At 39.8% G+C, this 24,890-nt stretch carries 26 protein-coding genes and 2 pseudogenes; 16 read left to right on the top strand and 12 right to left on the bottom strand.

What is annotated here, in order from left to right; translation table 11 throughout:
- Positions 1 to 288: 288 nt before the first annotated feature.
- Positions 289 to 633, top strand: a complete 345-nt coding sequence (locus FTV04_RS13875) for a hypothetical protein (RefSeq protein ID WP_228157220.1) — start codon at positions 289 to 291, stop codon at positions 631 to 633.
- Between the two features lie 129 nt (positions 634 to 762).
- Here FTV04_RS13875 and FTV04_RS13870 read toward each other — a convergent pair whose 3' ends face one another.
- Positions 763 to 1,101, bottom strand: a complete 339-nt coding sequence (locus tag FTV04_RS13870) for a DMT family protein (RefSeq protein ID WP_078189529.1) — start codon at positions 1,099 to 1,101, stop codon at positions 763 to 765.
- Positions 1,102 to 1,375: 274 nt separating this feature from the next.
- Here FTV04_RS13870 and mpl point away from each other — a divergent pair, with 274 nt between their 5' ends.
- Entirely contained in the window at positions 1,376 to 2,740 is a 1,365-nt protein-coding gene (gene mpl, locus FTV04_RS13865; protein ID WP_180090022.1) for a UDP-N-acetylmuramate:L-alanyl-gamma-D-glutamyl-meso-diaminopimelate ligase, read from the top strand.
- A 63-nt stretch (positions 2,741 to 2,803) separates the two neighbouring features.
- On the opposite strand, the gene FTV04_RS13860 is transcribed toward mpl, so the two are convergent.
- Positions 2,804 to 3,274, bottom strand: coding sequence for a BLUF domain-containing protein (locus tag FTV04_RS13860; RefSeq protein ID WP_180009150.1), 471 nt, complete (start codon positions 3,272 to 3,274; stop codon positions 2,804 to 2,806).
- Between the two features lie 209 nt (positions 3,275 to 3,483).
- Here FTV04_RS13860 and FTV04_RS13855 point away from each other — a divergent pair, with 209 nt between their 5' ends.
- Positions 3,484 to 3,819, top strand: a complete 336-nt coding sequence (locus FTV04_RS13855) for a hypothetical protein (protein WP_180022936.1) — start codon at positions 3,484 to 3,486, stop codon at positions 3,817 to 3,819.
- A gap of 57 nt (positions 3,820 to 3,876) precedes the next feature.
- Here the strand turns inward: FTV04_RS13855 and FTV04_RS13850 are convergent, their stop codons facing one another.
- Both FTV04_RS13850 and FTV04_RS13845 read right to left on the bottom strand, forming a co-directional pair.
- Positions 3,877 to 4,161, bottom strand: coding sequence for a GNAT family N-acetyltransferase (locus tag FTV04_RS13850; RefSeq protein WP_180090020.1), 285 nt, complete (start codon positions 4,159 to 4,161; stop codon positions 3,877 to 3,879).
- A gap of 358 nt (positions 4,162 to 4,519) precedes the next feature.
- A complete protein-coding gene (locus FTV04_RS13845; RefSeq protein ID WP_347269446.1) occupies positions 4,520 to 4,825 on the bottom strand; it encodes a GNAT family N-acetyltransferase in 306 nt (101 codons plus the stop codon).
- Between the two features lie 132 nt (positions 4,826 to 4,957).
- Between FTV04_RS13845 and FTV04_RS13840 the strand changes: the two genes are divergently transcribed.
- Entirely contained in the window at positions 4,958 to 6,151 is a 1,194-nt protein-coding gene (locus FTV04_RS13840) for a sugar transporter (RefSeq protein WP_180090018.1), read from the top strand.
- Between the two features lie 302 nt (positions 6,152 to 6,453).
- Positions 6,454 to 7,419, top strand: coding sequence for a TerC family protein (locus FTV04_RS13835; RefSeq protein ID WP_180090016.1), 966 nt, complete (start codon positions 6,454 to 6,456; stop codon positions 7,417 to 7,419).
- Between the two features lie 64 nt (positions 7,420 to 7,483).
- On the opposite strand, the gene FTV04_RS13830 is transcribed toward FTV04_RS13835, so the two are convergent.
- Entirely contained in the window at positions 7,484 to 8,098 is a 615-nt protein-coding gene (locus tag FTV04_RS13830; protein ID WP_257221056.1) for a nucleotidyltransferase family protein, read from the bottom strand.
- Between the two features lie 208 nt (positions 8,099 to 8,306).
- Here FTV04_RS13830 and guaD point away from each other — a divergent pair, with 208 nt between their 5' ends.
- From guaD to FTV04_RS13815, 3 genes are all read left to right on the top strand, one after another.
- The gene (gene guaD, locus FTV04_RS13825) at positions 8,307 to 9,623 is read left to right on the top strand and encodes a guanine deaminase (RefSeq protein WP_180090014.1); all 1,317 of its coding nucleotides are present in this window, start codon (positions 8,307 to 8,309) and stop codon (positions 9,621 to 9,623) included.
- Positions 9,624 to 9,847: 224 nt separating this feature from the next.
- The gene (gene hpt, locus FTV04_RS13820) at positions 9,848 to 10,375 is read left to right on the top strand and encodes a hypoxanthine phosphoribosyltransferase (protein WP_078189517.1); all 528 of its coding nucleotides are present in this window, start codon (positions 9,848 to 9,850) and stop codon (positions 10,373 to 10,375) included.
- Between the two features lie 180 nt (positions 10,376 to 10,555).
- Positions 10,556 to 10,813 (top strand): GlsB/YeaQ/YmgE family stress response membrane protein, encoded by a 258-nt coding sequence (locus FTV04_RS13815; protein WP_180027157.1) that lies wholly within the window; start codon positions 10,556 to 10,558, stop codon positions 10,811 to 10,813.
- Between the two features lie 79 nt (positions 10,814 to 10,892).
- Here the strand turns inward: FTV04_RS13815 and FTV04_RS13810 are convergent, their stop codons facing one another.
- Together FTV04_RS13810 and dmeF are read right to left on the bottom strand one after the other, a co-directional pair.
- Positions 10,893 to 11,591 (bottom strand): DsbC family protein, encoded by a 699-nt coding sequence (locus FTV04_RS13810; protein WP_180090028.1) that lies wholly within the window; start codon positions 11,589 to 11,591, stop codon positions 10,893 to 10,895.
- Positions 11,592 to 11,707: 116 nt separating this feature from the next.
- Positions 11,708 to 12,655: a CDF family Co(II)/Ni(II) efflux transporter DmeF gene (gene dmeF, locus FTV04_RS13805; RefSeq protein ID WP_180090012.1), complete on the bottom strand. Its 948-nt coding sequence runs from the start codon at positions 12,653 to 12,655 to the stop codon at positions 11,708 to 11,710.
- Positions 12,656 to 12,711: 56 nt separating this feature from the next.
- On the opposite strand from dmeF, the gene FTV04_RS13800 reads away from it, so the two are divergent.
- The 7 genes and pseudogenes from FTV04_RS13800 to FTV04_RS13770 form a co-directional block, all read left to right on the top strand.
- The gene (locus FTV04_RS13800) at positions 12,712 to 12,978 is read left to right on the top strand and encodes a metal/formaldehyde-sensitive transcriptional repressor (RefSeq protein WP_180024968.1); all 267 of its coding nucleotides are present in this window, start codon (positions 12,712 to 12,714) and stop codon (positions 12,976 to 12,978) included.
- Positions 12,979 to 13,093: 115 nt separating this feature from the next.
- A complete protein-coding gene (locus FTV04_RS13795; protein WP_257221055.1) occupies positions 13,094 to 14,269 on the top strand; it encodes an MFS transporter in 1,176 nt (391 codons plus the stop codon).
- A gap of 128 nt (positions 14,270 to 14,397) precedes the next feature.
- The gene (locus FTV04_RS13790; protein ID WP_180090010.1) at positions 14,398 to 15,576 is read left to right on the top strand and encodes a hypothetical protein; all 1,179 of its coding nucleotides are present in this window, start codon (positions 14,398 to 14,400) and stop codon (positions 15,574 to 15,576) included.
- 356 nt (positions 15,577 to 15,932) lie between these two features.
- Complete coding sequence (locus FTV04_RS13785) at positions 15,933 to 18,017, top strand: RNA-binding domain-containing protein (protein WP_180090008.1); 2,085 nt, start codon at positions 15,933 to 15,935, stop codon at positions 18,015 to 18,017.
- Between the two features lie 177 nt (positions 18,018 to 18,194).
- Positions 18,195 to 19,013, top strand: a complete 819-nt coding sequence (locus tag FTV04_RS13780; protein ID WP_180090006.1) for a DUF4145 domain-containing protein — start codon at positions 18,195 to 18,197, stop codon at positions 19,011 to 19,013.
- A 122-nt stretch (positions 19,014 to 19,135) separates the two neighbouring features.
- Complete coding sequence (locus tag FTV04_RS13775; RefSeq protein ID WP_373688135.1) at positions 19,136 to 19,351, top strand: transposase; 216 nt, start codon at positions 19,136 to 19,138, stop codon at positions 19,349 to 19,351.
- Positions 19,352 to 19,792: pseudogene (locus FTV04_RS13770) on the top strand (transposase); the annotation flags it as partial.
- A 71-nt stretch (positions 19,793 to 19,863) separates the two neighbouring features.
- Here the strand turns inward: FTV04_RS13770 and FTV04_RS13765 are convergent.
- On the bottom strand, positions 19,864 to 20,358 hold the full coding sequence (locus FTV04_RS13765) for a hypothetical protein (RefSeq protein WP_180090004.1): 495 nt from the start codon (positions 20,356 to 20,358) through the stop codon (positions 19,864 to 19,866).
- Positions 20,359 to 20,645: 287 nt separating this feature from the next.
- Positions 20,646 to 20,771 (bottom strand): annotated as a pseudogene (locus tag FTV04_RS13760) (IS66 family insertion sequence element accessory protein TnpB); the annotation flags it as partial.
- 622 nt (positions 20,772 to 21,393) lie between these two features.
- Here FTV04_RS13760 and FTV04_RS13750 point away from each other — a divergent pair.
- Positions 21,394 to 21,915 (top strand): hypothetical protein, encoded by a 522-nt coding sequence (locus FTV04_RS13750; RefSeq protein WP_180090002.1) that lies wholly within the window; start codon positions 21,394 to 21,396, stop codon positions 21,913 to 21,915.
- A 659-nt stretch (positions 21,916 to 22,574) separates the two neighbouring features.
- Here FTV04_RS13750 and FTV04_RS13745 read toward each other — a convergent pair.
- From FTV04_RS13745 to FTV04_RS13735, 3 genes are all read right to left on the bottom strand, one after another.
- Positions 22,575 to 22,781 (bottom strand): hypothetical protein, encoded by a 207-nt coding sequence (locus FTV04_RS13745; protein ID WP_180090001.1) that lies wholly within the window; start codon positions 22,779 to 22,781, stop codon positions 22,575 to 22,577.
- 59 nt (positions 22,782 to 22,840) lie between these two features.
- A complete protein-coding gene (locus FTV04_RS13740; RefSeq protein ID WP_180089999.1) occupies positions 22,841 to 23,323 on the bottom strand; it encodes a hypothetical protein in 483 nt (160 codons plus the stop codon).
- 257 nt (positions 23,324 to 23,580) lie between these two features.
- On the bottom strand, positions 23,581 to 24,885 hold the full coding sequence (locus FTV04_RS13735; protein WP_180089997.1) for a hypothetical protein: 1,305 nt from the start codon (positions 24,883 to 24,885) through the stop codon (positions 23,581 to 23,583).
- Between the last annotated feature and the right edge of the window lie 5 nt (positions 24,886 to 24,890).

Here is a 24,890-nt window from a genome sequence, read left to right as displayed (position 1 = left end):
TGGTCTAACACCTTGCAATGTTTGTCTTTTATACGTAATTTAAGGGTTTTCATGTACTTATATTAACAATCAAAACTCAAGGAAAATAGTCCTTAGTTAAATCAAACGACACTTCATGTCGTGTCGCCTATATCTCTGACCTGAAGGACAGAGTTTTAAGCTCCATTTGATAAAATTTAACGGTTGTCTTTAAAGAGAAAACTCCATAATATTTTTATAAAATTATTTTTATTTTTTTCAATTTTATAAAAACTTTTATTAAATCAATATTTATAAGACACTTTAAAGATGAAACAGATCTTCATCCTGCTCACTTTAGCCTTAAGCTCTCAGAGTTTTGCCCAACTGGTTCAACTCAATACCAGCCAATTTGAAATAGAATTTAACCTCTTACAGAAACAAAAAGGCTATAACAGCCAGATTAAGAGTAATGGCTACATCCACGAAAAATTTTTAGTCACTGGCAAATCGATCATTGATGAACGTGAGTCGTTCAAGATGACAGGCTATTACAAAGCAGATGATGGCCGTGATAACATGTATTCAATTTCAGAATATCGTGTGTATTGTGATGACCAAAGCTTTGGTTTTGCACTCATGGACTTTGAAGCAGACGGTCAAAGACTGTACTAACCAATGAGAGTGATTATGCCTTTGACTATGAAGATCCCACTCCACGAGACCGTGAGTTTAGTAAAGTCCTCAAAAATGCCTGCAAACACGCCTCACTTAAATGATCAGAGCCATGCAGCATTGGATCAGTTAAGCACTGCGAAACACGAAATAGACACATCCAAAAAGGCATAAACCTGCCCACAAATAGTCCAACTTAAAGGGTTGTTTAAAAAGGAAAATCATAAATGGAACGAAGACCAATAGCGTCACGACTTCTTGTGTGATTTTCATTTGACCCAAAGACCACCCATGTTTGGCCAACAGTCGCGTTGCTGGGATCATAAAACTATATTCGAGTAATGCTATAGCCCATCCAAATAAAATCGCTTGCCAGAGCGGCGCATCATGTAGAAATTTCAGATGTCCATACCAGGCCAAAGTCATAAAACAGTTGGAGATAATCAATAAAAATAGGGCAAGTGACATAAGCAATCAAGATCGCAAAAAATTGCGCTTATTGTACGTTTTTCATCATGATTTCGCGCCTATTTTCCGTGTTTTTATCCTCAAGAAAATTGCGTACATTTGATCAGTTACGTGCTCAATCTTTTTGCACGATCTCATACAAAAAAATCTATCTTTTCGCTAAGACCCTTGCTATGGTTGCTCTCAAATGAAATTAACCTTTTCAACCAAATCTATAATGACAACACCACAATAACAAAGTGATGTGTCGATAAAAGCAGTGGAGTTAGAACGAATGCATCTGCATATCTTGGGTATTTGTGGCACCTTTATGGGTTCATTGGCGCTCTTGGCGCGTGATTTAGGACATAAGGTGACGGGTTCAGACCAAAACGTTTACCCACCAATGTCTACCCAATTGGAAAATGCAGGCATTACCTTAATGCAAGGCTATGACCGTAGCCACCTTCAACCACACCCAGATCTCGTGATTGTCGGCAATGCCATGAAACGTGGCATTGATGCAGTGGAATACATGCTGAACGAAGGCCTACCTTATATTTCTGGCCCACAGTTCCTTGCAGACCACGTCCTACAAGGCAAACATGTCTTAGGCGTTGCAGGCACGCATGGTAAAACCACAACCACAACCATGTTGGCATGGGTGCTCGATCAAGCGGGTTTAAACCCAGGTTTCTTGATTGGCGGAGTACCTTTAGGCTTTAGTGAAAGCGCACGTTTAGGCGGTGGTGAATATTTCTGTGTAGAAGCCGATGAATATGATTCGGCATTTTTCGACAAACGTTCTAAGTTTGTGCATTACCATCCTAAAACAGCGATTTTAAATAACCTTGAATTTGATCATGCCGACATCTTCGATGACTTGGCTGCGATTCAAAAGCAATTCCATCATCTAGTGCGTACTATTCCAAGTGAAGGCCGTATCATTGCGCCCATCACTGAAACAAATATTGATGAAGTCTTGGAAATGGGCTGCTGGACACCTGTAGTGCGTACATCTTTAGATGCCAATGACAAATCTGAGCTGTATGCAGAGCAATTGTCTGCTGATGGTTCACATTTCAAAGTGCTACAGCATGGTGTCGTGAAAGGCGAAGTCAAATGGAATATGACTGGGCAACACAGTGTAGCCAATGCTTTGGCAACCATTGCTGCAGCTGAACATGTCGGTGTTTCGATTGAAACGGCGTGTGAAGCGCTTTCAAACTTTGGTGGTGTCAAACGTCGTATGGAGCTTTTGGGCACAGTCCGTGGCATTGAGGTTTATGACGACTTTGCACATCACCCAACGGCGATTGATACCACTTTAGAAGGTGCGCGTAAGCGTCTGGGTCAACGTAAGCTTTGGGCGGTGATTGAGCCACGTTCTAATACCATGCGCATGGGTAGTCATAAAGATGGCCTTGCACATTCTGCACGCTTAGCGGATGAAGTGATTTGGTATCAACCTGAAGGTTTAGATTGGGATCTACAGCCTGTGATTGAAGCTGCTGCGAATAAAGCTGTCGTGGCGCGTTCACTGGATGACATCATTCAAACCATCGTAAGCGAGGCAGGCGAGGGCGATGCTGTAGTGATTATGTCGAATGGCGGTTTTGGTGGTTTACATCAGAAGTTGATCAGTGCATTAAAAGCCTAAATCAACTGGATAAAATAAAAGAAGCCCGCGAAGCGGGCTTTTTTTATTTTATTCACACTCAGCTTAAAAATAATGCTGATAGCCTCGGTTTTTATAGCCTGAATCCAGCTTAACCGGCTGTTCAACATTTTCTAATCTTAACAAGGTCGTTAAAAGCGCCTGAATTTGTTCTAGATTGAGCACGTCGGGTTGAAAGCTTGAATGTCCAAAGCGCTGAAACAAACTAGCAATTTCACTATGTCGGTTGACATATTTCATCGACCATTTTGAAAAATCGATTTGATCAATATTTTGATCAGGATAACGCACAATATCCCGATGGCGAGTATCTTTCGCAATATGCTGAAAAAGCTGTTCGAGAGCCGCTTGCTCACCTTGCAGGCATTGGAAGAACCGGCCTTCGGCATAGTACAGCACGCCAAAAATACGCTGTTCAGTATTAAAGCTGCGGGCTCTCACCAAAATATCACTTAAATCTTGTATTAAATCAAATTGTTGTTCTACACGTGTACTGGCATAACAGAGTTGTATCATTGTGTTTATTCTTAAAGTATTTGCACGATTTTAACGTAGAAAGTTCTACAGGATGAGTAAATATTTGTATATTTTTTAATCAAATGTGCTTTTTAACTTACAACAGAAAACCAAGATCACGTATACCGATATCACCTTCATTTTTTTAAACTCATACATATTAAAACAATGAAATTATTTCCATTTGAAGATGAATAAAGAGGCCGACCATGCTCAAGAATTTACTCATTTTTTTATCGATCACTTGTGTATATTTTGCTGCCTTGATCATACTGAATAATTTTGGCGTTTCAGATTTTTTAAATGTCGTTATTTGCTCATTTATTTTAGGAATAACACTGCGCACCGTGATTCCTCACTATCTTATTTATTTACTAATGATGATGACCATTGGCAGTATTTATTTTGTACTGAATGACTTTGCATTATTAAATATCATGTGTTTAAGCTTGGTTTTAGGAATATTGATCTGCTCGATTTTGTTCCAATTGTGGCCACATATCGTCAAAACACCATCAACGCTGTTGAAACTCAAACTCAATTGAGCACCACTCATTTTTTAAACTTTCATACAGATAAAAACGCCCGCATCGCGGGCTTTTTTAGGCTTGAACATCGGCTAATGTCTGGTCTCGACGAAACATCACCTCTACATAAGAACAGGTTGGAATAATTTTTAAGTGTTTCTCACGAGCGAACTCCACCAAATGATCCAATAACACACGAGCAACCCCTTGCCCACGTAAGGAATCATCTACCCACGTGTGATTTGCCACAATAGTGTGTTCATCACGCCATAAGTAACTCATTTCTGCGAGGCGTATACCCTCAGCATTTAACTGAAAAAATTCACCTTTTTGACCATTATCTTGATGTTGCATAGTCACTGTTTTTTCTTCCTTTTTATGAAAAAATACACCGTGTAACAAACGAGAAAGTGATCGGTACAGAACTTAAACGACCTATATTCAACTGTAGGTGATAATAAATCCGTACACCTTTCACATTAATTAAAAAACAATTAAATCACACTTGCCGGATATTTTTATTATGGACCTTTATCTTGTCGCTATCTTTGTATTTCTCATTGCTGCAGCATGCTTGGTTGTATCGCTGTATAAATCACGATCTTAATTCAACTTCACAACTAGATTTCAAATAAAACAGCCTGATTGCAATACCATCAGGCTGTTTTTTTTATTTATCCAAATGATTAATTCACATCACGCTATACAATTTAGCGTATTAGCGCAGAACATCACGAATCGATTCATCTTTATCAAATACAGATTTTGCAAAAGGGCAGAGCGGAATAATTTTCACGTTCTTTTCCCGAGCAAAATTCACTGCTGCATCGAGGAGATGTCGTCCAACACCTTGTCCTCGCAAGCTATCACTGACATCGGTATGATCAATAATAAATTTATCATCGCCTGCCCATGAGTAAGTCATCTCTGCCAAACGTTCCCCATCTTGCTCAACAAAAAAAGCCCCTTTTTTTTGATCATCATCTTGTTGTACAAACATCTTAAATTTCCTCCATTTTTTTATAAATTGGCATGTAATGCAGGTCAACTCTGTTGTTTTTGTATTAATTTAAACCGCATGCACAGGGCTTAAATCGGTTCCTGCTCGTGTATAGAGCATAGTAAAATAAGCCACTTTATTTATTTGAAGACACTCATGTCTGCCTCTCCCTCCGAAACGGCTTCTTCTGGCTCTTGGACGGCTGTGATTGCTTTGGCTTTCGCAGCATTTATTTTTAATACCACTGAATTTGTACCTGTCGCTTTACTCAGCGATATTGGCAAAACCTTTAGCTTGGCAGCGACCGATGTCGGCATCATGATTACGCTCTATGCATGGGTGGTTGCGCCGATTTCTTTGCCAATCATGTTATTGACCAAAAATATTGAACGTCGTTCACTCCTGATTTGCTTATTTATGGTGTTTATTGTCAGCCATATTCTGTCGTATTTCGCATGGAGCTTTAATACTTTATTGCTCAGTCGCATTGGCATTGCCTTCTCGCATGCACTTTTTTGGTCAATTACTGCATCGCTGGCGGTACGTGTTGCGCCGAAAGGCAAAGAATTTCAAGCCTTAGGGCTTTTGGCCACAGGCACAGCTTTGGCGATGGTTCTCGGTATTCCGTTTGGGCGTATGGTCGGAGAAGCCTATGGTTGGCGAAATACCTTTGCTCTGATTGGCATTGGCGCCAGTATCGTTTGCCTGATTTTAGCCAAAACGCTGCCAATACTGCCGAGTTTGAACTCTGGCTCGCTAAGCAGCCTAAAACAGTTTATTCGCCGTCCAAGCTTAATGATGGTCTTTGCATTAACCATTATTGTAATTAGTGCACAATTTACCGCATATAGCTATATCGAACCGTTCTCACTCAACATTGCTGCATTCAGTTCCATGCAAACCACCACGTTGTTATTAATCTTTGGTGCAGCAGGCTTTCTAGGTTCTTATCTCTTTGGAAAATTTGGTGGGAAATATCCCAAAGTTGCGATTCCTTTGAGTACAGCCACACTGGCTTTATCGATGCTGCTGTTGCTTCCATTTTCTTTGAGTTTTGCAGGTGTGAGTGCGGTGTGCCTACTATGGGGCATGAGTATCATTGGATTTAGTCTCGCATTACAGTCAAAGACACTACATCTCGCATCCGACGCCACCGATGTCGCCATGGCTATCTATTCAGGACTTTATAATGTCGGGATTGGCGGTGGTGCACTCTTGGGCGGTATCGTCAGCGTTCATTTCGGTTTGAGTTATATTGGTGTGATCGGAGGAATCATCGCCGTGATCGGCACACTTTTAGCCTTAGCGTTAGTACACCGTGGTGATTTTAACCCTCCTGTGGCACATTAAATGAATTCGCAAATTGCCGATTGCACTTTGTACTAAAAACTGTCATGCTTTGCCGCATATTTGGACAGTGTCCAAAACAAAATTTGAACAAGGGGAGTAGCCTCCTCCAAACGTAAACCTTGTTTTACGTGTCAGAATATCGTCATTACACTTTGCAAAAAGTCGGTATCTGAGCATCGCTGCTGCAAATCATTACAGTACGATGTAGGCAAGACCTTGATCATGTTGTCTCAGGCGTTTTATTTCGTCTGGCAACTGGTCGAGGTTTTTTTATGGCTGGTTGTTAGATGTGGAGAATACACATGGAAACGATTGGCTCTTTATGGCTATATCTGGCATTTTTCGGTTTAGTCACCATCATGCTACTCATCGACTTTTTAGGCTTTAAAAATAACAAAGGCCAAGAAATCAAAGTCAAAACCGCTGCCTATTGGAGTATTGCATGGGTCTCTGTGGCTACCTTATTCGGTGGTGCATTGTGGCTCTACTTACAGCAAACCGCTGGTGTCGCTATTGCAAACACCAAAGTCATGGAATATTTCGCTGGTTATCTGCTCGAAAAATCGCTCGCAATTGATAACGTTTTTGTCTGGCTCATGATTTTTGCTGCTTTTGCCATTCCACCTGCTTTGCAGCGCAAACTGTTGCTCTACGGTGTCCTCGGTGCAATTGTACTGCGTACCATCTTTATTTTTATTGGGGCATGGTTCGTTCAAGAATTCTCTTGGGTGCTGTACTTCTTCGGTGCGTTCTTGGTGTATACCGGCTTTAAATTCCTTAAGGGTTCAGACGAAGACGACAAAGATATCGAAGATATGGCAATTTTGAAGTGGCTACGTAAACACATGCGTATTACCCCTCAAATGCATGAAGATAAATTCTTCATTCGTCAAAATGGTGTCTTGTGGGCAACGCCGCTCTTTTTAGTGTTGATCTTGGTTGAAGCATCGGACGTGATTTTTGCGGTGGACTCAATCCCAGCAATCTTTGCGGTTACCTCTGACCCGTTTATTGTACTGACTGCAAACTTGATGGCGATTTTGGGTCTACGTGCCATGTTCTTCCTCTTGTCTGGTGCTGCATCGAAAATGCATTACTTACCATATGGTCTGGGCATTATCCTGGTATTTATTGGCGCTAAGATGCTGTTGCTTGATGTGTTCCACATGCCAATTTGGATTTCACTCGGCTTTATTGTGGTGACCTTAACTATCACCGCGTGGTTATCGATCCGACACAGCAAGAAGTACAATGAAACCATGCTTTAAAACACTTAGATGATTAAAAGCCTTCTTTCGAGAAGGCTTTTTTATTCTGTAATAAAGCCATGAGCTAAGCTTCAGGCGTCATCAAGAGTTTGAGTTTCGGCCAGCGTTGTAAAAATTGTTTCGCTTCTATACGTTGCAAAAAAGTCTCTCGACTAACTAAGGTTGAATTCCAACGCAGTTTTAATTCAAATAAATCAGCTAGTCCAAATGGTGCCACGATTTCTACTTGATCAAGCTCATTTAAACGGACTGCAACAGCCGTTGCAGTTTCAACCCACAAAGAAAGGGCATGGGAAATCGATGTTAGGGGCAAAATAGAATCACCATTGTCTAAACGATACCAATGATGCATCAAAGCTTGGTTGGTCACATCCCACTGTATCAATGGAAAGAAAGACTGCATTTCTTTTTGGATCTGATCACTATGAGCACCGTTATCCTCAGCATCATAAAATATGATATCCACCTCAGTATGGGACAGTGTATAGCTGTGTTGGTGTAGCACTGACCACAGCATATTTCGAATGACACCTGCGGCAATATACGCACTGGCATCCACCAAATAAAGCTGCTTTAAAATAGACATGATGCCGTCATGTTGCTGAATTAGTTGCTGCAAGCGCTCAACATAAGTGGCTTCAAGCTGTGATTGATTCACAGGATGCATTGGATGGGACATAGATACACGGTTGAATTCTATTCTTTGATTCGATTTAGCCTGACACAAGCGCATTGATTTAATCAATCGCTTTGAAAAAATGAGATGCTCTCGACATACATTAATGGCTGTTCGATGTTTTAGAACATAATCCTCTAATTACAGCAACGCCTTTTCTAGCCAAATTAAGCTACAATCAACCGAAAAAATTCTAAACTGCAGGTATGTCATGTCTTCTGTTATCGCATCTACAGCGATCCGTGGTCGCTTTCTAGATATTCAGAATACAGTTGCCCAAGCACGTGAAATTCACGACCAAGTGCGCTATTTCGAAGATGGTTTGCTGATTACGCAAGCCGGAAAAATTCAATGGTTCGGTCCATGGTCTGAGGGACAACACCATCTCCCAGATCAGGTTGACGTACAGCATTATCCAGATCAATTGATTGTTCCGGGTTTCATCGACACCCACATTCATTATCCACAAACGGAAATGATGGGGGCTTATGGTGAACAACTGCTGGAATGGCTTGATACTTATACCTTCCCAACCGAAATCCAATTTGAAGATCCGGCTTATGCAGAGCAAATTGCACAGTTCTTCGTAAACGAGTTACTCAAAAACGGAACCACAACAGCATTGGTTTTTTGTACCGTTCATCCACAATCAGTCGATGCTTTATTTAAAGCTGCAGAACAGCATCAGATGCGCTTAATTGCCGGTAAGGTCATGATGGATCGACATGCCCCTGAAGCATTATGTGACACAGCTGAGAGTGGCTACAACGACTCCAAAGCACTCATCGAAAAGTGGCATGGCAAGGGCCGTAACCTGTATGCCATCACGCCTCGCTTTGCCCCAACCTCAACGCCTGAACAATTGGCACGGGCAGGGGAGCTAAAAGCCGAGTATCCTGATGTTTATGTGCATACGCATTTGAGTGAAAATAAAAATGAAATAGCGTGGGTCAAATCATTATTCCCTGAGCAAAACGGCTATTTAGACGTTTATCATCATTATGGTCTGACCGGATCACGTTCCGTGTTTGCGCACTGCGTGCATTTGGAAGATGCCGAGTGGGAGTGTATGCATCAGACCAACTCAGCCATTGCGTTTTGTCCAACCTCGAACTTGTTCTTAGGCAGTGGTTTATTTCCATTAAAGAAAACATGGGAAAAACAGGTGAAAGTCGGCTTAGGCACAGACATTGGCGCAGGCACCTCATTTAACCAACTGCAAACCATCAATGAAGCCTACAAAGTTCAACAACTTCAAGGCGATAAACTGTCCGCATTTGAAGCGCTGTACCATGCCACTTTAGGGGGGGCAAAAGCCTTAGATCTAGAGGACAAACTTGGAAACTTTGATTTAGGCAAAGAAGCAGATTTTGTGGTGCTCGATTTAAATGCCACGGCTTTACAAGCCTTACGTCAACAACGTGCCAAAAATCTGGAAGATGCTTTATTTGCCCTCATGCTGATGGGTGATGATCGTAATATCCATGCCACCTATGTGTATGGACAATGTGTTTATGTCAAAGCATAAAACGGCTCGACCGAGACGAAAAACAGTGTTGAAAATTGGACTGATTGCCGTCGCTTGTTTGTGCTTACTCAAGCGTGACAGCACTTCCAAGAAAAACTGATTACATTTTCAACGGCAAAAAAGATGCATCTGCGAGCCAGATGTATTAAAATTGGTTCATCTTTAGAGGTGTTGCAAGTCAACACCTTTTTTATTTTTTGATTTGCTTTTTTAGGTATCTACCCATGTCTGTTCAAATGAGCGTACTGATTTCCACTGAAGAAATTCAAGCTAAAGTGAAAGAGCTTGGCGCAAAAATTGATGCACACTATGCTAACAGCGACAAAGAGTTGGTGTTAATCGGTCTTTTACGCGGTTCTGTTATTTTTATGGCTGACCTTTGCCGCGCAATTTCAAAACCGCATGAACTCGACTTCATGACCGTTTCAAGTTATGGCGGTGGGACCGTATCTACTCGTGATGTAAAAATCTTAAAAGATTTAGACGGAGACATTAAGGATAAAGATGTCTTAGTGGTTGAAGATATTATCGATTCAGGAAATACCTTAAGCAAAGTTTTAGAAATTTTACAGACGCGTAATCCAAACTCAATCGAGCTTTGTACTTTGGTCAGCAAGCCTTCACGTCGTGAAATTGACCTCGATGTAAAATTTTTAGGTTTTGAAGTCGAAGATAAATTTATCGTGGGTTATGGTTTGGACTATGATCAAAAATATCGTCATATTCCATTTATTGGCGAAATTGGTCTCTAAGCCAGATCAGATACTTAAGAGTGGCCGAAGGCCACTTTTTTTTTATTTTTTGGGCTATTTTTGAACAAAAAAACAACAGTTTTTTGCATGTTTAGGCTATAGCTCTGCGCAGTTTTGATTAAAGATAAAGATTGAACAAGTCGTAAAAAACAAATACATGATAACAAAAGGAGAGTTACTATGTGGTCACTCATTGTTGCGATTGTTGTTGGTTTTATTGCTGGTTTAATTGCACGTGCGATCCATCCTGGAGATGACAAAGCGGGTTTCATTATGACCACCCTTCTCGGGATAGCAGGTTCCTTACTTGCGACCTATGGCGGACGTTTATTAGGTCTATATGGAGAAAATTCTGCCGCTGGATTTATCGCATCCGTTATTGGTGCGATCATCGTGTTGTTTATCTATAACCTTGTAACGAAAAAAACCCGCGTCTAATTTTTATAGCGCCATTAAAATACCCGCCTATAGACGGGTATTTTTTTATTTATATTTTATTCATGCCGTATAGCTGAAATTATTTGATCTCTTTTAACATCGATTCTAATTCAGCAGCGGGGTAAGCACCGGTTAAGATCGAACCGTTGGCAAATACGATTCCTGGTGTACCACTTAGTTTTAAGCTTTTAGCTAATTTTAAATTTCGCTCAATCGGGTTTGCACAGCTTTTCGCTGACTTCGGTTGAATTCCCTTATTGATTAAATTATCCCAGGCCATAGCAGGGTTTGACTCACAAAAAATCTGCTTCGATGGCGCCAACGACTGCGTTTTTATGGCTGTGATAAAAGTATAAATGGTCACATCATTGAGTTTTGCCAGCTCTACTTCAAGCTTCTTACAATATGGGCAATTTGGGTCAGAAAAGATCGCGATTTGGCGCTTCCCATTCCCCCTGACTGTTTTAATCGCATCTTGTAATGGGAGTTTATGCCACTCAGTTTTTTGCTGACTGAGGATCAATTGTTTGGTCAGATTTTTTTGATCTTTTAAACGGATCATAGATCCTGCAATCACATAATCCGCATTTTCACTCAAATACAAAACTTGATCTTCAACAAAGCCGCTATATATGCCCGGCATTTCGGTACTTTGAATATTTTCAATTTTTAAACTGGGGTGCTTTTCTGCCAAGAGCTTTTGAACCTGTGCTGCATCTGCTAAAGCAAAAGTCGAAAGGGTGGTACTCAACGCCAACGCACATATTTTTTTCAACATAGACCGAACAACTTCAACATTTAATTGATTCAGCATTCTAAGCCTTAACACGTGAAAGTCTTGGGCTTTTTTCAGTTCATTACGCAATAGCTACATGCCGTTTCACGTGGAACATATTAAGCTGCATCAGGTGAATTAATTTCAACAGACACATGTACAATTTCTTCATGAATCGACAGCGCTTGACGCACTTCATCTGCACTCAATGCCTGACTTGTTTCTAAAGCCACAATACATGAAAACTGACCTTTACCCACTTTCCATACATGTAAATCAGTTACATCGACGTCGACAGGTAATTGCATTAAAACCTCTCGAATCTCATCAACGACAGGGTGATCCATTTCCGCATCCAGTAATGTTTGTCCTGTTTCTTTCATCAAGCCAATGGCCCACTTACCGACAAGCACTGCACCAACAATCCCCAATAGCGCATCTAAAAATCCCCAGCCCATCCATTTTCCAGCAAATAAAGCCACAATCGCCAACACCGAAGTCACCGCATCAGCAACCACATGCATGAAGGCTGCTTTCTGATTGAGATCGTGATGATGATCATGCTGCTCCTCATGGCTATGCTGGTGATGGTGATGGTGATGGTGATGGTGATGGTGATGGTCATCATGCAATAACCAAGCACAGATCAAGTTCACCATTAGACCTAAAATCGCAATAGGGATTGCTTCGTTATAATGAATTTGGACCGGGTTGAATAAGCGTTCCACCGAATGAAAGGCCATAAATGCAGCAACGACCATCAATAATATCGCGCTGCTATAGCCCGCTAAAATTTCAATTTTCCAAGTCCCAAAGCTAAAACGAGCGTCTTGGGCATAGTGGCGTGCCGCACGATAGGCAAAATAAGCCAAGCCTAATGCCAACATATGTGAACTCATATGCCAGCCATCTGCCAATAATGCCATCGAATTAAAAATCCATCCGCCAATGACTTCTAACAACATCATGACTGCCGTTAAAATGGTGGCAATTAAGATCCGTTTTTGTGCGAGTGGATTACCTTCATCAAATTGATGATGAATTCGGATGGATGGGGAAGTTTTCATTAGGTTCTATGCTTAAATATACTCCCCCATAGTATATTTATTTTCGGGAGAAAGTGTTGAGTCATTTACATCAGGACAAAAAGATTTTAAATCGGGTTAAACGTCTACAAGGTCAGGTCAAAGCAGTTGAACTGGCTTTACAGCAACCCGAAGCAGGGTGTATCGAGGTTTTACAACAGGTTGCGGCCATCAAAGGTGCTGTAAATGGATTAATGAATGAATTAATCGAAGCACATTTACGCCATCATGTATTGCCTCAAGATGTTGAAATCAATGAAGTAGAACTGGAAGATTTTGTAAAACTGCTTAAACGCTATGGATAACGTTACAACTGCGATTTGACCATGGAAAACAATCGGCATTAAACTGAGCCCATATTTCCTTCTTTCTCATGCAGCACAATATTGACCCTATGGGCTGTACCTCTGCGACTTTAAAATGACCACATCTCCCTCTTGGCGACCGTTTATTATGGTGAGCCTTGCACTCTGTATGGGCACTATTGGTACAGCGCTAGCTAGTCCTCTGTATCCCATTTATCAGCAACTTTGGGGACTGCTGCCGAGTCATATCACCTATATCTTTGTTGCCTACATGTTTGGTTGCCTAGCGACCTTGCTGTTTTTAGGTCGTACCAGTAACAGTTTTGGTTTTTTAAGAACCCTGCAAATCGGTATGGCGTGCATCATCTTAGGTTTAAGCTTGTCGGTGTTTGCCAGTAATGCGCTGTGGTTATCTATCGGGCGCTTTATTATCGGGATTGCCTCGGGTTTAATCAGCACCTCAGCCATGCTTGGTTTGGTCTATACCATTCCTGAACCGCATAAAAATAATGCTCCACAGTTGAGTTCAATCATTACCGTGATTGGTTTTGGTCTTGGCCCATTTATTGGTGGAGTGATTGCCCAATTTTCGGAACAGCCTTTAGTCACCCCTTATATCCCTGTGATCTTTGGGGGGTTGGCGTGTTTAATAGGGTTATTTTTTATTCGCACACCGAATTTTGAGCCACAGCCTTTTTCAGTGGCACCACATTTGGAATTGCCTGAAAAGCGTGATCATTCACGATTTTATATCGCTGGACTGACTGCCTTTTGTGCCTTTGGTTCTTTTAGCTTATTTGCATCACTCGCACCCTCTTTCGTCAAAGATGCGATCCCATGGCATGGCCCTTTGGTCAGTGGTAGTGCCATTGCAAGTATCTTGCTGGTTTCCGCTGTCGTGCAATTTATGGCGAAATCGATTCCTTCTGCAAAATGTGTCAATGCCGGCTTAATAGTGTTAATACTGAGCTATGCGCTCCTTGCGCTATGTATGACCCAACATTGGAGCGCATTGTTTTTTATTAGCGATGTTTTAGTCGGTGTCGGGCATGGTCTGGGGCTTTTAGGCGCATTTGGCTTAGTTCATCAAATGACCAACAATCAAAACCGTGCTGCGGTGATCTCGACCTATTTATTTATTGGATATCTAGGCACCATTATTCCAATTATTGCAGCCGGCTATTTATCTGATCATTTCGGCTTAATGGTCGGTGTTTTAGGTTTTTGTATTGGCGTAGGCTTATTGTGTATCGGCTTATTGTTTTGGCACCGCAGTCTTAACACCAATTAACCACTGAACTTATTCAAGAAGCATCTTGTATTGGGTGCTTCTTAAACCCAAAAGCAATTAAGAAACCCTATAAAAATCAATCAAATTAAATTAAGATCTTGTGTGATGTGATTCAAAAATTTAAAAAAATGCTAAAAATTCAATGTCAAATTAACACTGCGGAAAATCAAATCATCGCCAGCAGCAAATACGGGAATATTCACTATATTTTACCGTTTGAATCCTTACCGCAATTAGAAACCTATGATTTTATCGTTTGGGGCTTTTTACCCATTGCCATGCGCCTTGGCATCCCGCTGCATATAGAAGGACCTATTTCAATACAAACCCTCCACTCCGCACGGGAGGTTTCAACTGTCTGGGCCGCTTGGTTACCTGATTTATATCAACCAGTCATGCTCAGTGCTGCATCGATTATCCAAACACCACCGGCAAACCAAACCACTCAAAATTTAAGCTTTTTTAGCGGTGGAATTGACTCCACATATAGTACATACAAAGCTTTTCTTGAAAATGGGCAAGACTCTGATTGTCTCACTGTGCATGGAATGGATTATAAATTTGATGACCATGAAAAATTTCAGGCCTTAATGGATCAGACCCATGACTTTAGAAGCCAAGTTTTTAAGCAAAGTCGCGTGGTAAAAACCGATGCTTACACGCTGTACAGTAAATATGGCTGTAACCCTAAAGGTTCGCATGTCACACATATCTTTTCGCTGTTTTCCTGCGCTTCGATTTTTGAACATTACCAGCAATATCGAATTTCAGCCGATTACCGTTTAGATCAACAATTATTCGTTCATCCCTATGGCTCAAATACGGCATCAAACCGATTGATGAAGAACCGATCTGGGGTCTTAATCACCCTCGACGATGATGTCACGCGATCACAAAAAACCGCATTTTTAAGCCAATCTGACTTAGATTTACAAACCCTGTCGATCTGTGTGGACTATAGGGCTCGACCAAAAAATTGTGGTCAATGCAGTAAATGTATGCGCACCAAAGCCATGTTTTATGCCACTAGCCCCGAAATTCCCGATATCTTTTTAGATCGTCGCTTTGAAAAACAGTGGTATCAATCCATTCCATTAAGTTCAAAAATTAATCGTGCATTTTTAATTGATATTTTGTCAGCGGTCGAAAAATCCTCGCAACAGCAACAATTTCCAGACTATGCAACACTCAAAGTCAAAGTTGAGGCTGTATCGAAAAGAGCAGCAATCAATCCTTTTTATGAGATGAAAATAAAAGATGTGCTGAGAACGATCATTAAAATCATTTTTGGCTCAAACCCACGCTAAAGCGATGCAAAAAAGCACGATGTTTTCGAACATCGTGCTTTGGATGGATCTATCCATAGGTGAAATGAGGAGCTCAATCGTTTTATTACTTTCCGATACAGAAGGTTATTTAAGAGGTAACATTAATAAAAATCAAATAATTATAATTTAAAAATAAAATTAGTGACTACTTGGTGACTTTTTATGTCAAACATATATAACTGTTTTTATTTATTCTTATTAACCTTTTTACAATCTCATCAATCAAATTAATGAGGTCAAATATAGAACTTTCACCTTATGTACATGATGATTACTTATATCTTCAATAAGCTATAATGTAGTCAATTTATACAAAAATTTTGGTTATAAAATAAATGGCTTTAGAAATAAAGGATCTCTTTGACTTACAAACTTTGGCTGAATCAGAAGAGGTAGAATTTAAACTTGCAGCTGGTCAGGATGGTAATGGAGCTTTACCCAAAGACTTTTGGAGCTCATATTCTGCTTTAGCCAACAGTCGTGGAGGTTGGATTATTTTAGGAGTTAGAGAAAAAAAGGGACGTTTTACAATTGAAGGGGTTAAAAATTATGAAAAAGTACGTGCAGACCTATTCAACCAATTAAATGACAAAGGCAAAGTAAGTGTTAATTTATTACAAGGTACATCAGATGCCGAATTCATTAATTTTAATGGCAAAACCATTATTGCTATTAGAATCAGAGCTGCTTCAAGGACACAAAAACCCGTATACCTGAACAAGTCTCCTTTAGGTAACACATATATCCGTCAAGATGATGGTGATAGACAATGCGATGAAATCGCTGTTAAACGAATGTTAGCTGAACAAATATATGAAAGTCGCGATAATTTGATCCTTTCAGAGCATTATTCATTTGAAGAAGACATTAATCAAGATAGCTTAAAAAGTTACAGAAATTTATTATCGTCACATAATCCTCAACATCCATTTCTTGAACTAGATTTAAAAGATTTCTTTAAGAAAATTGGAGGATGGAGAAAAGACAGAGAAACAGGAGTAGAAGGTATTACTTTAGCTGGAATGTTAATGTTTGGAGAGTGGGAGGCTATAACTTCTGCAGCCCCGAATTACTTCATTGATTATCAAGAGCGGCCTGAAGCAAAAACTGAAAATCGTTGGATTGATAGAGTTGTTCCTGACGGTACATGGTCTGGAAATTTATTTGACTTCTATCGTAAAGTTTTTTCAAAAATAACCTCCGATCTAAAAATTCCTTTTGTACTTCAAGACGGACAGAGAAAAGCTGATACCCCTGTACACACAGCTCTACGTGAAGCATTAGTTAATACAATTGTACACTCTGATTATTCGGAACCAGTCCCTCTCTTAATCGTTAAACGTCCTGACCTTTTTGGGTTCAGAAACCCTGGAATACCGAGGATTCCTCTAGAAGATATTATTGAGGGAGGCGTAAGTGACTGCAGGAATCGTCTATTACATCAAATGTTTCTTTTAGTTGGTTTAGGTGAACGTGCTGGTTCAGGAATGCCTAAAATTTTCAGTGGTTGGAAATCCGTTAATTGGCGAACACCTAAAATTTGGGAAAAACAAACACCGGCCCAAACCATTCTAGAACTTTCTACTGCTAGCCTGATTCCTGAAGATGCACTGACGTTATTAGATATACTCTTTGGCGACCAACTAACATACCTTACGCAACTTGAAATACTTATTCTAACTACTGCATTAATAGAAGGATGGGTAAATCACGAGAGAGCATGTCAACTTACAAGCTTATCTTCTCGTGATGTAAGTGCATCATTAGCTAAATTAACATCTCGTGATTTTTTGGTATCATCTGGTGAATATAAGCAAAAAATCTATACTTTACCTGGTACCGAGGTACCATCTGCAGACCAAATTTTTGCAGGTGTTGAACTGACTCATAATTTAAATTTACTTAATAAATCTAACCATCTCGGAAATTCACATTCAGATAGCTCCACAGATAACGGTAGTAGCTCCAAATATAACGCTGATAGCTCCACATATAACGCTGATAGCTCCACATATAACGCTGATAGCTCCACAGACACAGACGAAGCTTATAATACAGCCACTTCAAGACATGAAAGAGATCAAAAAGGGCGTTTAATCAGTGAACATTTTGATGCACCCTATATCGACTCCTTAACAGCATTAGATCCTGAGTTTAGAGAGTTTCTTTTTGGAAAAGCAAATGAATCAAGAACTAAGCGTAGATTATCCCCTGAAAGCATGACTAAAATTATTCTAAGAATAAGTCAAGAGCACTATATTTCAGCTTCAGCACTGGCCACAATCTTAGATAGAAATGCTAACTCAATTAGACAACAATACTTGACACAATTAGTTGATCAGGGGAAATTAAAATTAGCAGTTCCTCAATATAAAAATGACCCCCGTCAAGGATATATGGCATGTAGTAAAGATAAATAAAAAAAATTTAAACCAATAAAAAGCATCGAATCTGATGCTTTTTGCGGATGGTAATACATTTTTTATTTCACATTTAGACTTTACCAAAAGTTGTTTGGAGCGCTGGACCTTTATCGACCATACTGTGAAATTACAACAATCACTGATAAGTTTTTTATTTTAACGAAGTATTTAATAATGATAGAAAGTTATAAGAAATTCTTAAAAGGTTTTCATAAGGATGATGGCATTCCCTTTAATTGCCCAGAATGCGAGAAAAATACCTTATACCTAGATCAAGACTCTTGGTTCCAGAAAGAAAGGGTTTCTAGTATTTTGGAGAGGGAGCATATTGATATTTTTGAGGCAGAATGGGTGAAATACTCCTACACAGGGACCTTTCAATGTCTAAATCCAAAGTGTAGAGAAATTGTTATAACATCTGGATCGGGATCAGTAATAGAGGAATATACTGATTATTGTTTAGATAAAGATGGTTATCCAACGCCATGTGAAAGTGAATATAGGGATATATTTTTTCCTAAATATTTTTATCCAACTTTAAATTTCTTTAATATTCCAGAAAAAACGCCAGAAGATATTAGGATTGCCATTACTGATGCTTTTAGCCTAACCCCTAACTCACCAAGTGCGGCAGCAAATAAAATTAGGGTGGCTGTTGAAATATTAGCTACGGAGTTTGAAATTCCTTCAAAAAAAGCTGATGGCGGTTTTGTTACCCTAGATCAAAGGATAAGAAGTATACAAGCTCAAGAGAATGAACTTTACGAGCACAAGGATCTAATGCTAGCCATTAAATATATTGGTAATGCTGGTAGCCATGAAGAAGATAATGTTAGCTTTGATGAGTTATTTGATTCATTCCAAATTATAGAAGATCTACTAAAAAGAATTTATCAAGAAAAAAGTATGATCGATGAAATGGTTAAGGTTATTACTAGTAGCAAAGCACCTATGAGTCGAGAACAACGAAAAAGTATTAGGACAAATAGATAGAAGGGATGGATAAAGAGGAAATTCCCATAATTATCGTAAGCATCAGGCTAACACAGCCTTACCAAGCGATCCTATAAGCCTTAATTTAGTCCCCACTTAAAAACAAGTGGGGACTTAAATTTATGACTACAAATAACCAGACATCCATCGCATCTCTTGCGAAAAAACAAAGAACATACAGTACTGAATTTAAACAGCAGATCGTTCAGACTTGTAAAGCACCGGACGTTTCAATTGCCTCTGTCGCTTTGCAACATGGATTGAATACAAATCTTGTATCAAAATGGATTCGCTTAATTGATGCTAAGCCAGGGAGTGATCGCTCACCACTACTTTAGAAACTGTATGCGATAGAAGCCGAACTCAGGAAAAAGACGGATGGTACAGCGGAAGACCGCTGCGAATACCGACAACAGCACAGTCAACCGGTGATGCAACAACTATATGAATGGCTCAACCAACATCATCTGACGGTGCCATCGAGTTCTCCCACCGCTCGGGCGATCAACTACAGCCTAAAACGTTGGGAGGCCTTAAGCCGCTATCTGGATGATGGCAATTTGTATATAGACAATAATTGGATTGAGAACCAAATGCGCCCCTGGGCCTTGGGACGTAAGAACTGGATGTTTGCTGGCTCGCTGCACAGTGGTCAGCGAGCGGCGAATATCATGACGTTAATCCAGTCAGCAAAGCTGAATGGCTTGGATCCGTATGCCTATTTAAGTGATGTGCTGAAAAGGTTACCGACACATAAAGTGACCCAAATAGAAGAATGACTGCCACACCGGTGGCAACCCGATCAAAATTAAAAATAGGTATGGGGTTCAGCACACGCTTACGTTTCTATTCAATTAAATTTACATACAACTTTATTTAGAGCATGGTATATAGGATTTTCAAGATTATCCCCGAAAATTTTATGAGCTCCTGATTCATATTCTTTTGTTATCTCATTTGAACGTCGAGACCCAATTATCCGATCATTTTTATCGTACATCGTGCTAACTCCATAATAAAAAGTTATAAAACCTTCACTGCCTAGTTGCTTATTATTACAGTCAACGATAAGTGTAGTTTTATAGTAGCTAACGGCAGAATTTTTTGGTTTATAAAGATAATGCCACTCCTCAACAGTTTTAAAACCTTTTATTTTAAATGGCTTCACTGAATTAACATCAAGAAGACTGACTGATCCAGTCTTTTCATTAATTCCTGAATAATGAAGATATTTGGTAGAAGCTGAAGTATAGAAAGAAGAAAGGTCTTTGGCATAAATAGAAATACTATTAAGTATTAATAAACTAAATAAAATTAAAGTTGATATCTTTTTAATTTTAATCATATTTTCCCCCATAACTTTCATTAAAAGAAGTATGCAAAAAATTATATCACTTCCACGTTGAATACTTCAGTTATTGAGCACAGCTAAATTGACAAAAATAATTAACCATGCGAAAAAGATTTTTTTAGTTAACCAATGTTCATACATACCAAATCTGAGAGTTATCGTTTGAAGGATAAAAAAAAGAATAGGGATTCAGCCACAGGTTGAAACTTAATACGAGGTCAAAGGGGGCAATTTTACTTTGCCATTTGTAATGATAAAAGTGGGCAATTTTAGAATGCCGTTGACAACGAAGCGATCGAGGTATTAGGATTTTTGCAGGCATTGACAATACTGAGTTTGAATTCTTTGCTGTATGTTCTTCGTTTTTTCGCTAGAGATGCGATGGATATCTGATAATTTGTAGTCATACACTTGTTTTTAAGTGGGGACTTAATTAAGGCTTATAGGATGAACTCATAAGGTGTGTTCAGCGGACGCTTACGCTTTAAGGCCATTTAAGAGCACTTATGATTATGGCCCATCAAGGAAATGGGTACGGCGATACACATCGATGCACCAGGCCGATTTAGAGATACGTAGCAATACATAAACCTTTCCACCTTTTTTAATGTACTTACTGGCAACACCGCTAAACGCCCGTTGGTGGTGATTCTGTGCCACTCTGTGGCATCTTCGTCCTCTCCAGTATTCTTGCTCCAAAACTCATAAGTCGCCATGGTGAAAATGGTAATGCTGCGATTGGTTGCGATTCATAAATTTGTTTTGGTTTAAGTCGATTACCCTCTCAGAACATCTATTTTTTAGAGGCAACAAGGGCAACACAGGCAACATACTTGATATAACTAGGTTTCAGGCTGTTGCCTCCTTTTTTGGGCCTGGGCAACAAAGGCAACATTTAGGATAAATTATAATTTTTAATCTTCTTTAAATTATTTAAAGCTAATCTTGTTCTTTTTGAAATCCACCAATCAATCTTGAATTAACCTTATGCTACTATAAATATTCTTAATTCTTACAATGACTTATATTATGAAAAAAACTATAGCAGGGTTAATTATTGGACTCTTAATAAGCACCTATTCTTTTGCATCTGATACAGAAATCACAGCTAAGAAAACCAAAGCCAGCCAATATACAAAATGTGCGTCTAACTCCATAACGACAGGTTTAATTAAAACAGCTTTCAATCAACAAAGCGATCGTGAATCAAAAGTTATGACCTATGGTGGATTAGCATTAGCACTTTTTGCTGGTTGGTACACATCACCAGAATATGCATTAAGTAGCTATAAAGAACATCAAAATGTACTAAATCAAGATGCTTTAAAATACATTAAAAAGGGAAGTCGTGATGAAATTTACAAGTTCACCGTCTCATACCTGGTACCAAGAAATGAAAAATGCCTTCCTCTCTTGAAAGAACTAGAAATTAGTTTACGAAATAATAAAAAGGAATTTGATAGCTTCAAAGAATCAAAACAAGCTAAAGACTTAATGGATGCAGTTCTACAAACATCAAAAGAATTCGTTATTGGGAAAGCCCCTAATTAGAATAGATACAACCGCTGTTAAAGGCGGTTTTTAAGTTTTACTGATTGGACAACATCAATCACAAGTCTATTGACCGTCTGAAGCATTTTTTAGCTCTCGGTCATCTTTGTTTGCAAGGCTATTCGTATGATCTAATTGCTTTGTACATAGCGTTGACATTGCTCTGTTTGTTTTCTATGCTTTAATCAAGTTTGCAGTTTACTATACGGGTCAGTTCCTTTTGATGATTACCATCAATCATGACTCCCGTCATTGGAAAAATTGCTGCACTAAGCCCGTCTAATAGCGGGCTTTTTGTATTTTAATGCATGTCATCTTTACTCCCTTCTCTGAAGGTAGTTCCTTACGCACTGTGTTGGTCATATCCCAGAGTACTAAATAGAACATAAGCAATTGATCAATCTGATACCGTTTGCCCTATAGTGGAGTCAATGAATTATTAAAATTAGATTTTTGATCGCACTTTTTTCAACTTCAATAACTTTTCTATATATTTCTAAATCAAATAATGTGTCTTTATCATCTTCGGGATAATCGTCTTCATCATATTAATATTTTAGGGTTTTTTCTTTTTATTGGTCTATTTTTTTTATCTAATGGTCGATATCATCAACTACTCGATTGACCGACTAAACCATTTTTTTTAACTCACGGTCATTTTATGTCACACGGCTATTCGCATATTTTTTTGCTTGCATAATATTTACATCATCTAGTAGAGCGTTGACATCGCTTTGATTATTTTTTATGCTGCCATTAAGCCGGCAATTTGCTATGCGGGCCAGTTTAGCAAGTTCATCTTGTGACACTCCCGCCGTTTGAAAAATTGCTGTAGAGAGCCCGTCTAATAGCGGGCTTTTTTGCATTTTCAAACATGTGATTAATAGTGATATCGTTAAAAACTAGTTTCTGAGAAGAAAGTTTCCTATGCACTATGTTGATCATATCCCAGGCCACCAGATAGAACATGAGCAATTGATCGATCTGATACCGTTTGCCCTATAGAGATATCACTCGGCGCTTTTGTTGTAGTAAAGGCCGTCAAATTCTGTCCAATCTTTGTGAGCTCTGGCGAAATAACCGGTACTTTTATCGGTGCCGGTCGGCTTGCACCAGGTTTGAAGATCTGAGCTTGTTGGGTTTTGGCCGCCGGATTAGTTGCTTTAATTACTTTAAACGCTTTGACTGACTCTTTTTTAACAGTTGAACTGTGTGCATTATTTACAACAATCTTTTCTTCTGAGCCAATCCACTGCTTACGGTGCGCTTGAAAAGCCTTGTTTTGTACTGCTTCGCCTTTTTCAACAATGCCATTATTGTCAGTATCCCACTTTTCATTTAGTTCATAAGCCTTACTACCTCTTTTATACCCATAACCGCTCACTGCTGTATAAGCATCTGCTAACAAACGCTTCTTCTGACCATTAAAACCTCGAGCTTAGTAGTATTTTTCAACATAATTCATCTGCTCATCAAAAGATAAAGCCCCAAACTGATCACGAGTCATGCCGTAATACTTGCCTGCATAACCACCAGTGCCAGACATAAACTGAATTAATCCCGTCGCACTAGAACGTGGGTTTCTAATGTTCGGATTAAATGTCCCGCTAGTTTCAAACGAAATAATTGAAGCTAAATCGTTAGGGTCGACGCCAATATTTTTAGCTACTCGACTGATCGATTTTTGTTTATCTGCTGAAAATGCTCCTGATTTAGTGATTGAACTACCGTCACCACCGTCAAAAACTCGACTACCAAAGCTTTTGGCCTTATCCCATAGGCTGACCGCACCATTGCCAATGGTTTCACCCAATCGATAGGGAATAAAGGTTTTTTCGAAATATTAGTCAGGCCAGATACAGCACTTTTAAAGATACCGGTCCAGTCTTCACCTTTGAGTTGATCAACCCATCCGCCGACCTTTTCCCCAAAAATACCGCCTAACCAGTTACCCAATGCACCACCGGCCACCGCACCGGCCGGCCCACCAAAGGCCCCTAAAGCACCACCTACAGCGGTCCCAATAATTTGCCCCAGGCCCTTGCCTTTTCCTTTGGTATCTAAGCCTTTCCAGTCTTTTGCCAGGAATGCACCGCCAACCAAGGCACCGAGGAATGGCAAGCGTTTAAGCAATAATTTTCCGCCCTTTTTGAATAGTCCGCCACCACGTTTACCCAGGCCACCAAATAAACCGCCTAAAGCATCACCAATGCCACCACCTTTATCACCGGAACGCACAGCATCGATCAAACGACGTAATAGACTATTGCGCTGTTTATCGCTTCGCTGCTGCTCTTTATTCGCTTTGATTTGTTCTTGCGGCAATTGTTCATCTGCAGCACGTTTTTTCATACGGCCACGAAATACACCGATAGCACGCGCACCCATGCCACCAAAGACACGACCCACTGGGGAAACAACGTCTTTCACTTCACGTAATGCATCAATGGTCGGGTCCACGCCGCCCACATCCACATTTGCACCTTCAACGCTACCTTTCAGACTCTTAATCCAACTAAATAGCCCACGGCTTTCGTTACCATTACCCGATGTAAAGCGGCCCTTTGAATCACGCTCATGCTCTCGCTGTGTGCGGTCAGACGCACTTGATACACCTCCACTAGAATCAACTGACCGAACCTTACGGCGTTCACTCAAATCATCTTCACGCGCTTTACGAAGCACATCACGCGATACAGACACAAGATCGCTTGCAGCCTCTACCGTTTTCTTTATGGCCTGGCTTTGCTCTGTTGCCGAAACTGACTTAGCATCGCGGTTTTGTCGATCTAAGCCGGTCTTATTGGTCGAAACAAGCACTTTAATGTTTTGTTCTAATGCCAATTGACCATCTGAAATAATTTTTAAAATCTGTGCGGTATTATCTTCAATCTTGGTAATGCCTTCTGACATTTCCTTGAGCCGTCGCTCACCGATGATAAAACCGCCTGAATCATAATTAATTGCCATACATT

This window comes from Acinetobacter sp. YH12219, from assembly GCF_013417875.1.
In the GTDB taxonomy this organism is placed as follows: domain Bacteria; phylum Pseudomonadota; class Gammaproteobacteria; order Pseudomonadales; family Moraxellaceae; genus Acinetobacter; species Acinetobacter amyesii.
Note: the sequence above shows the minus strand (reverse complement) of the source record. Positions and strands in the feature narration are given on the sequence as shown.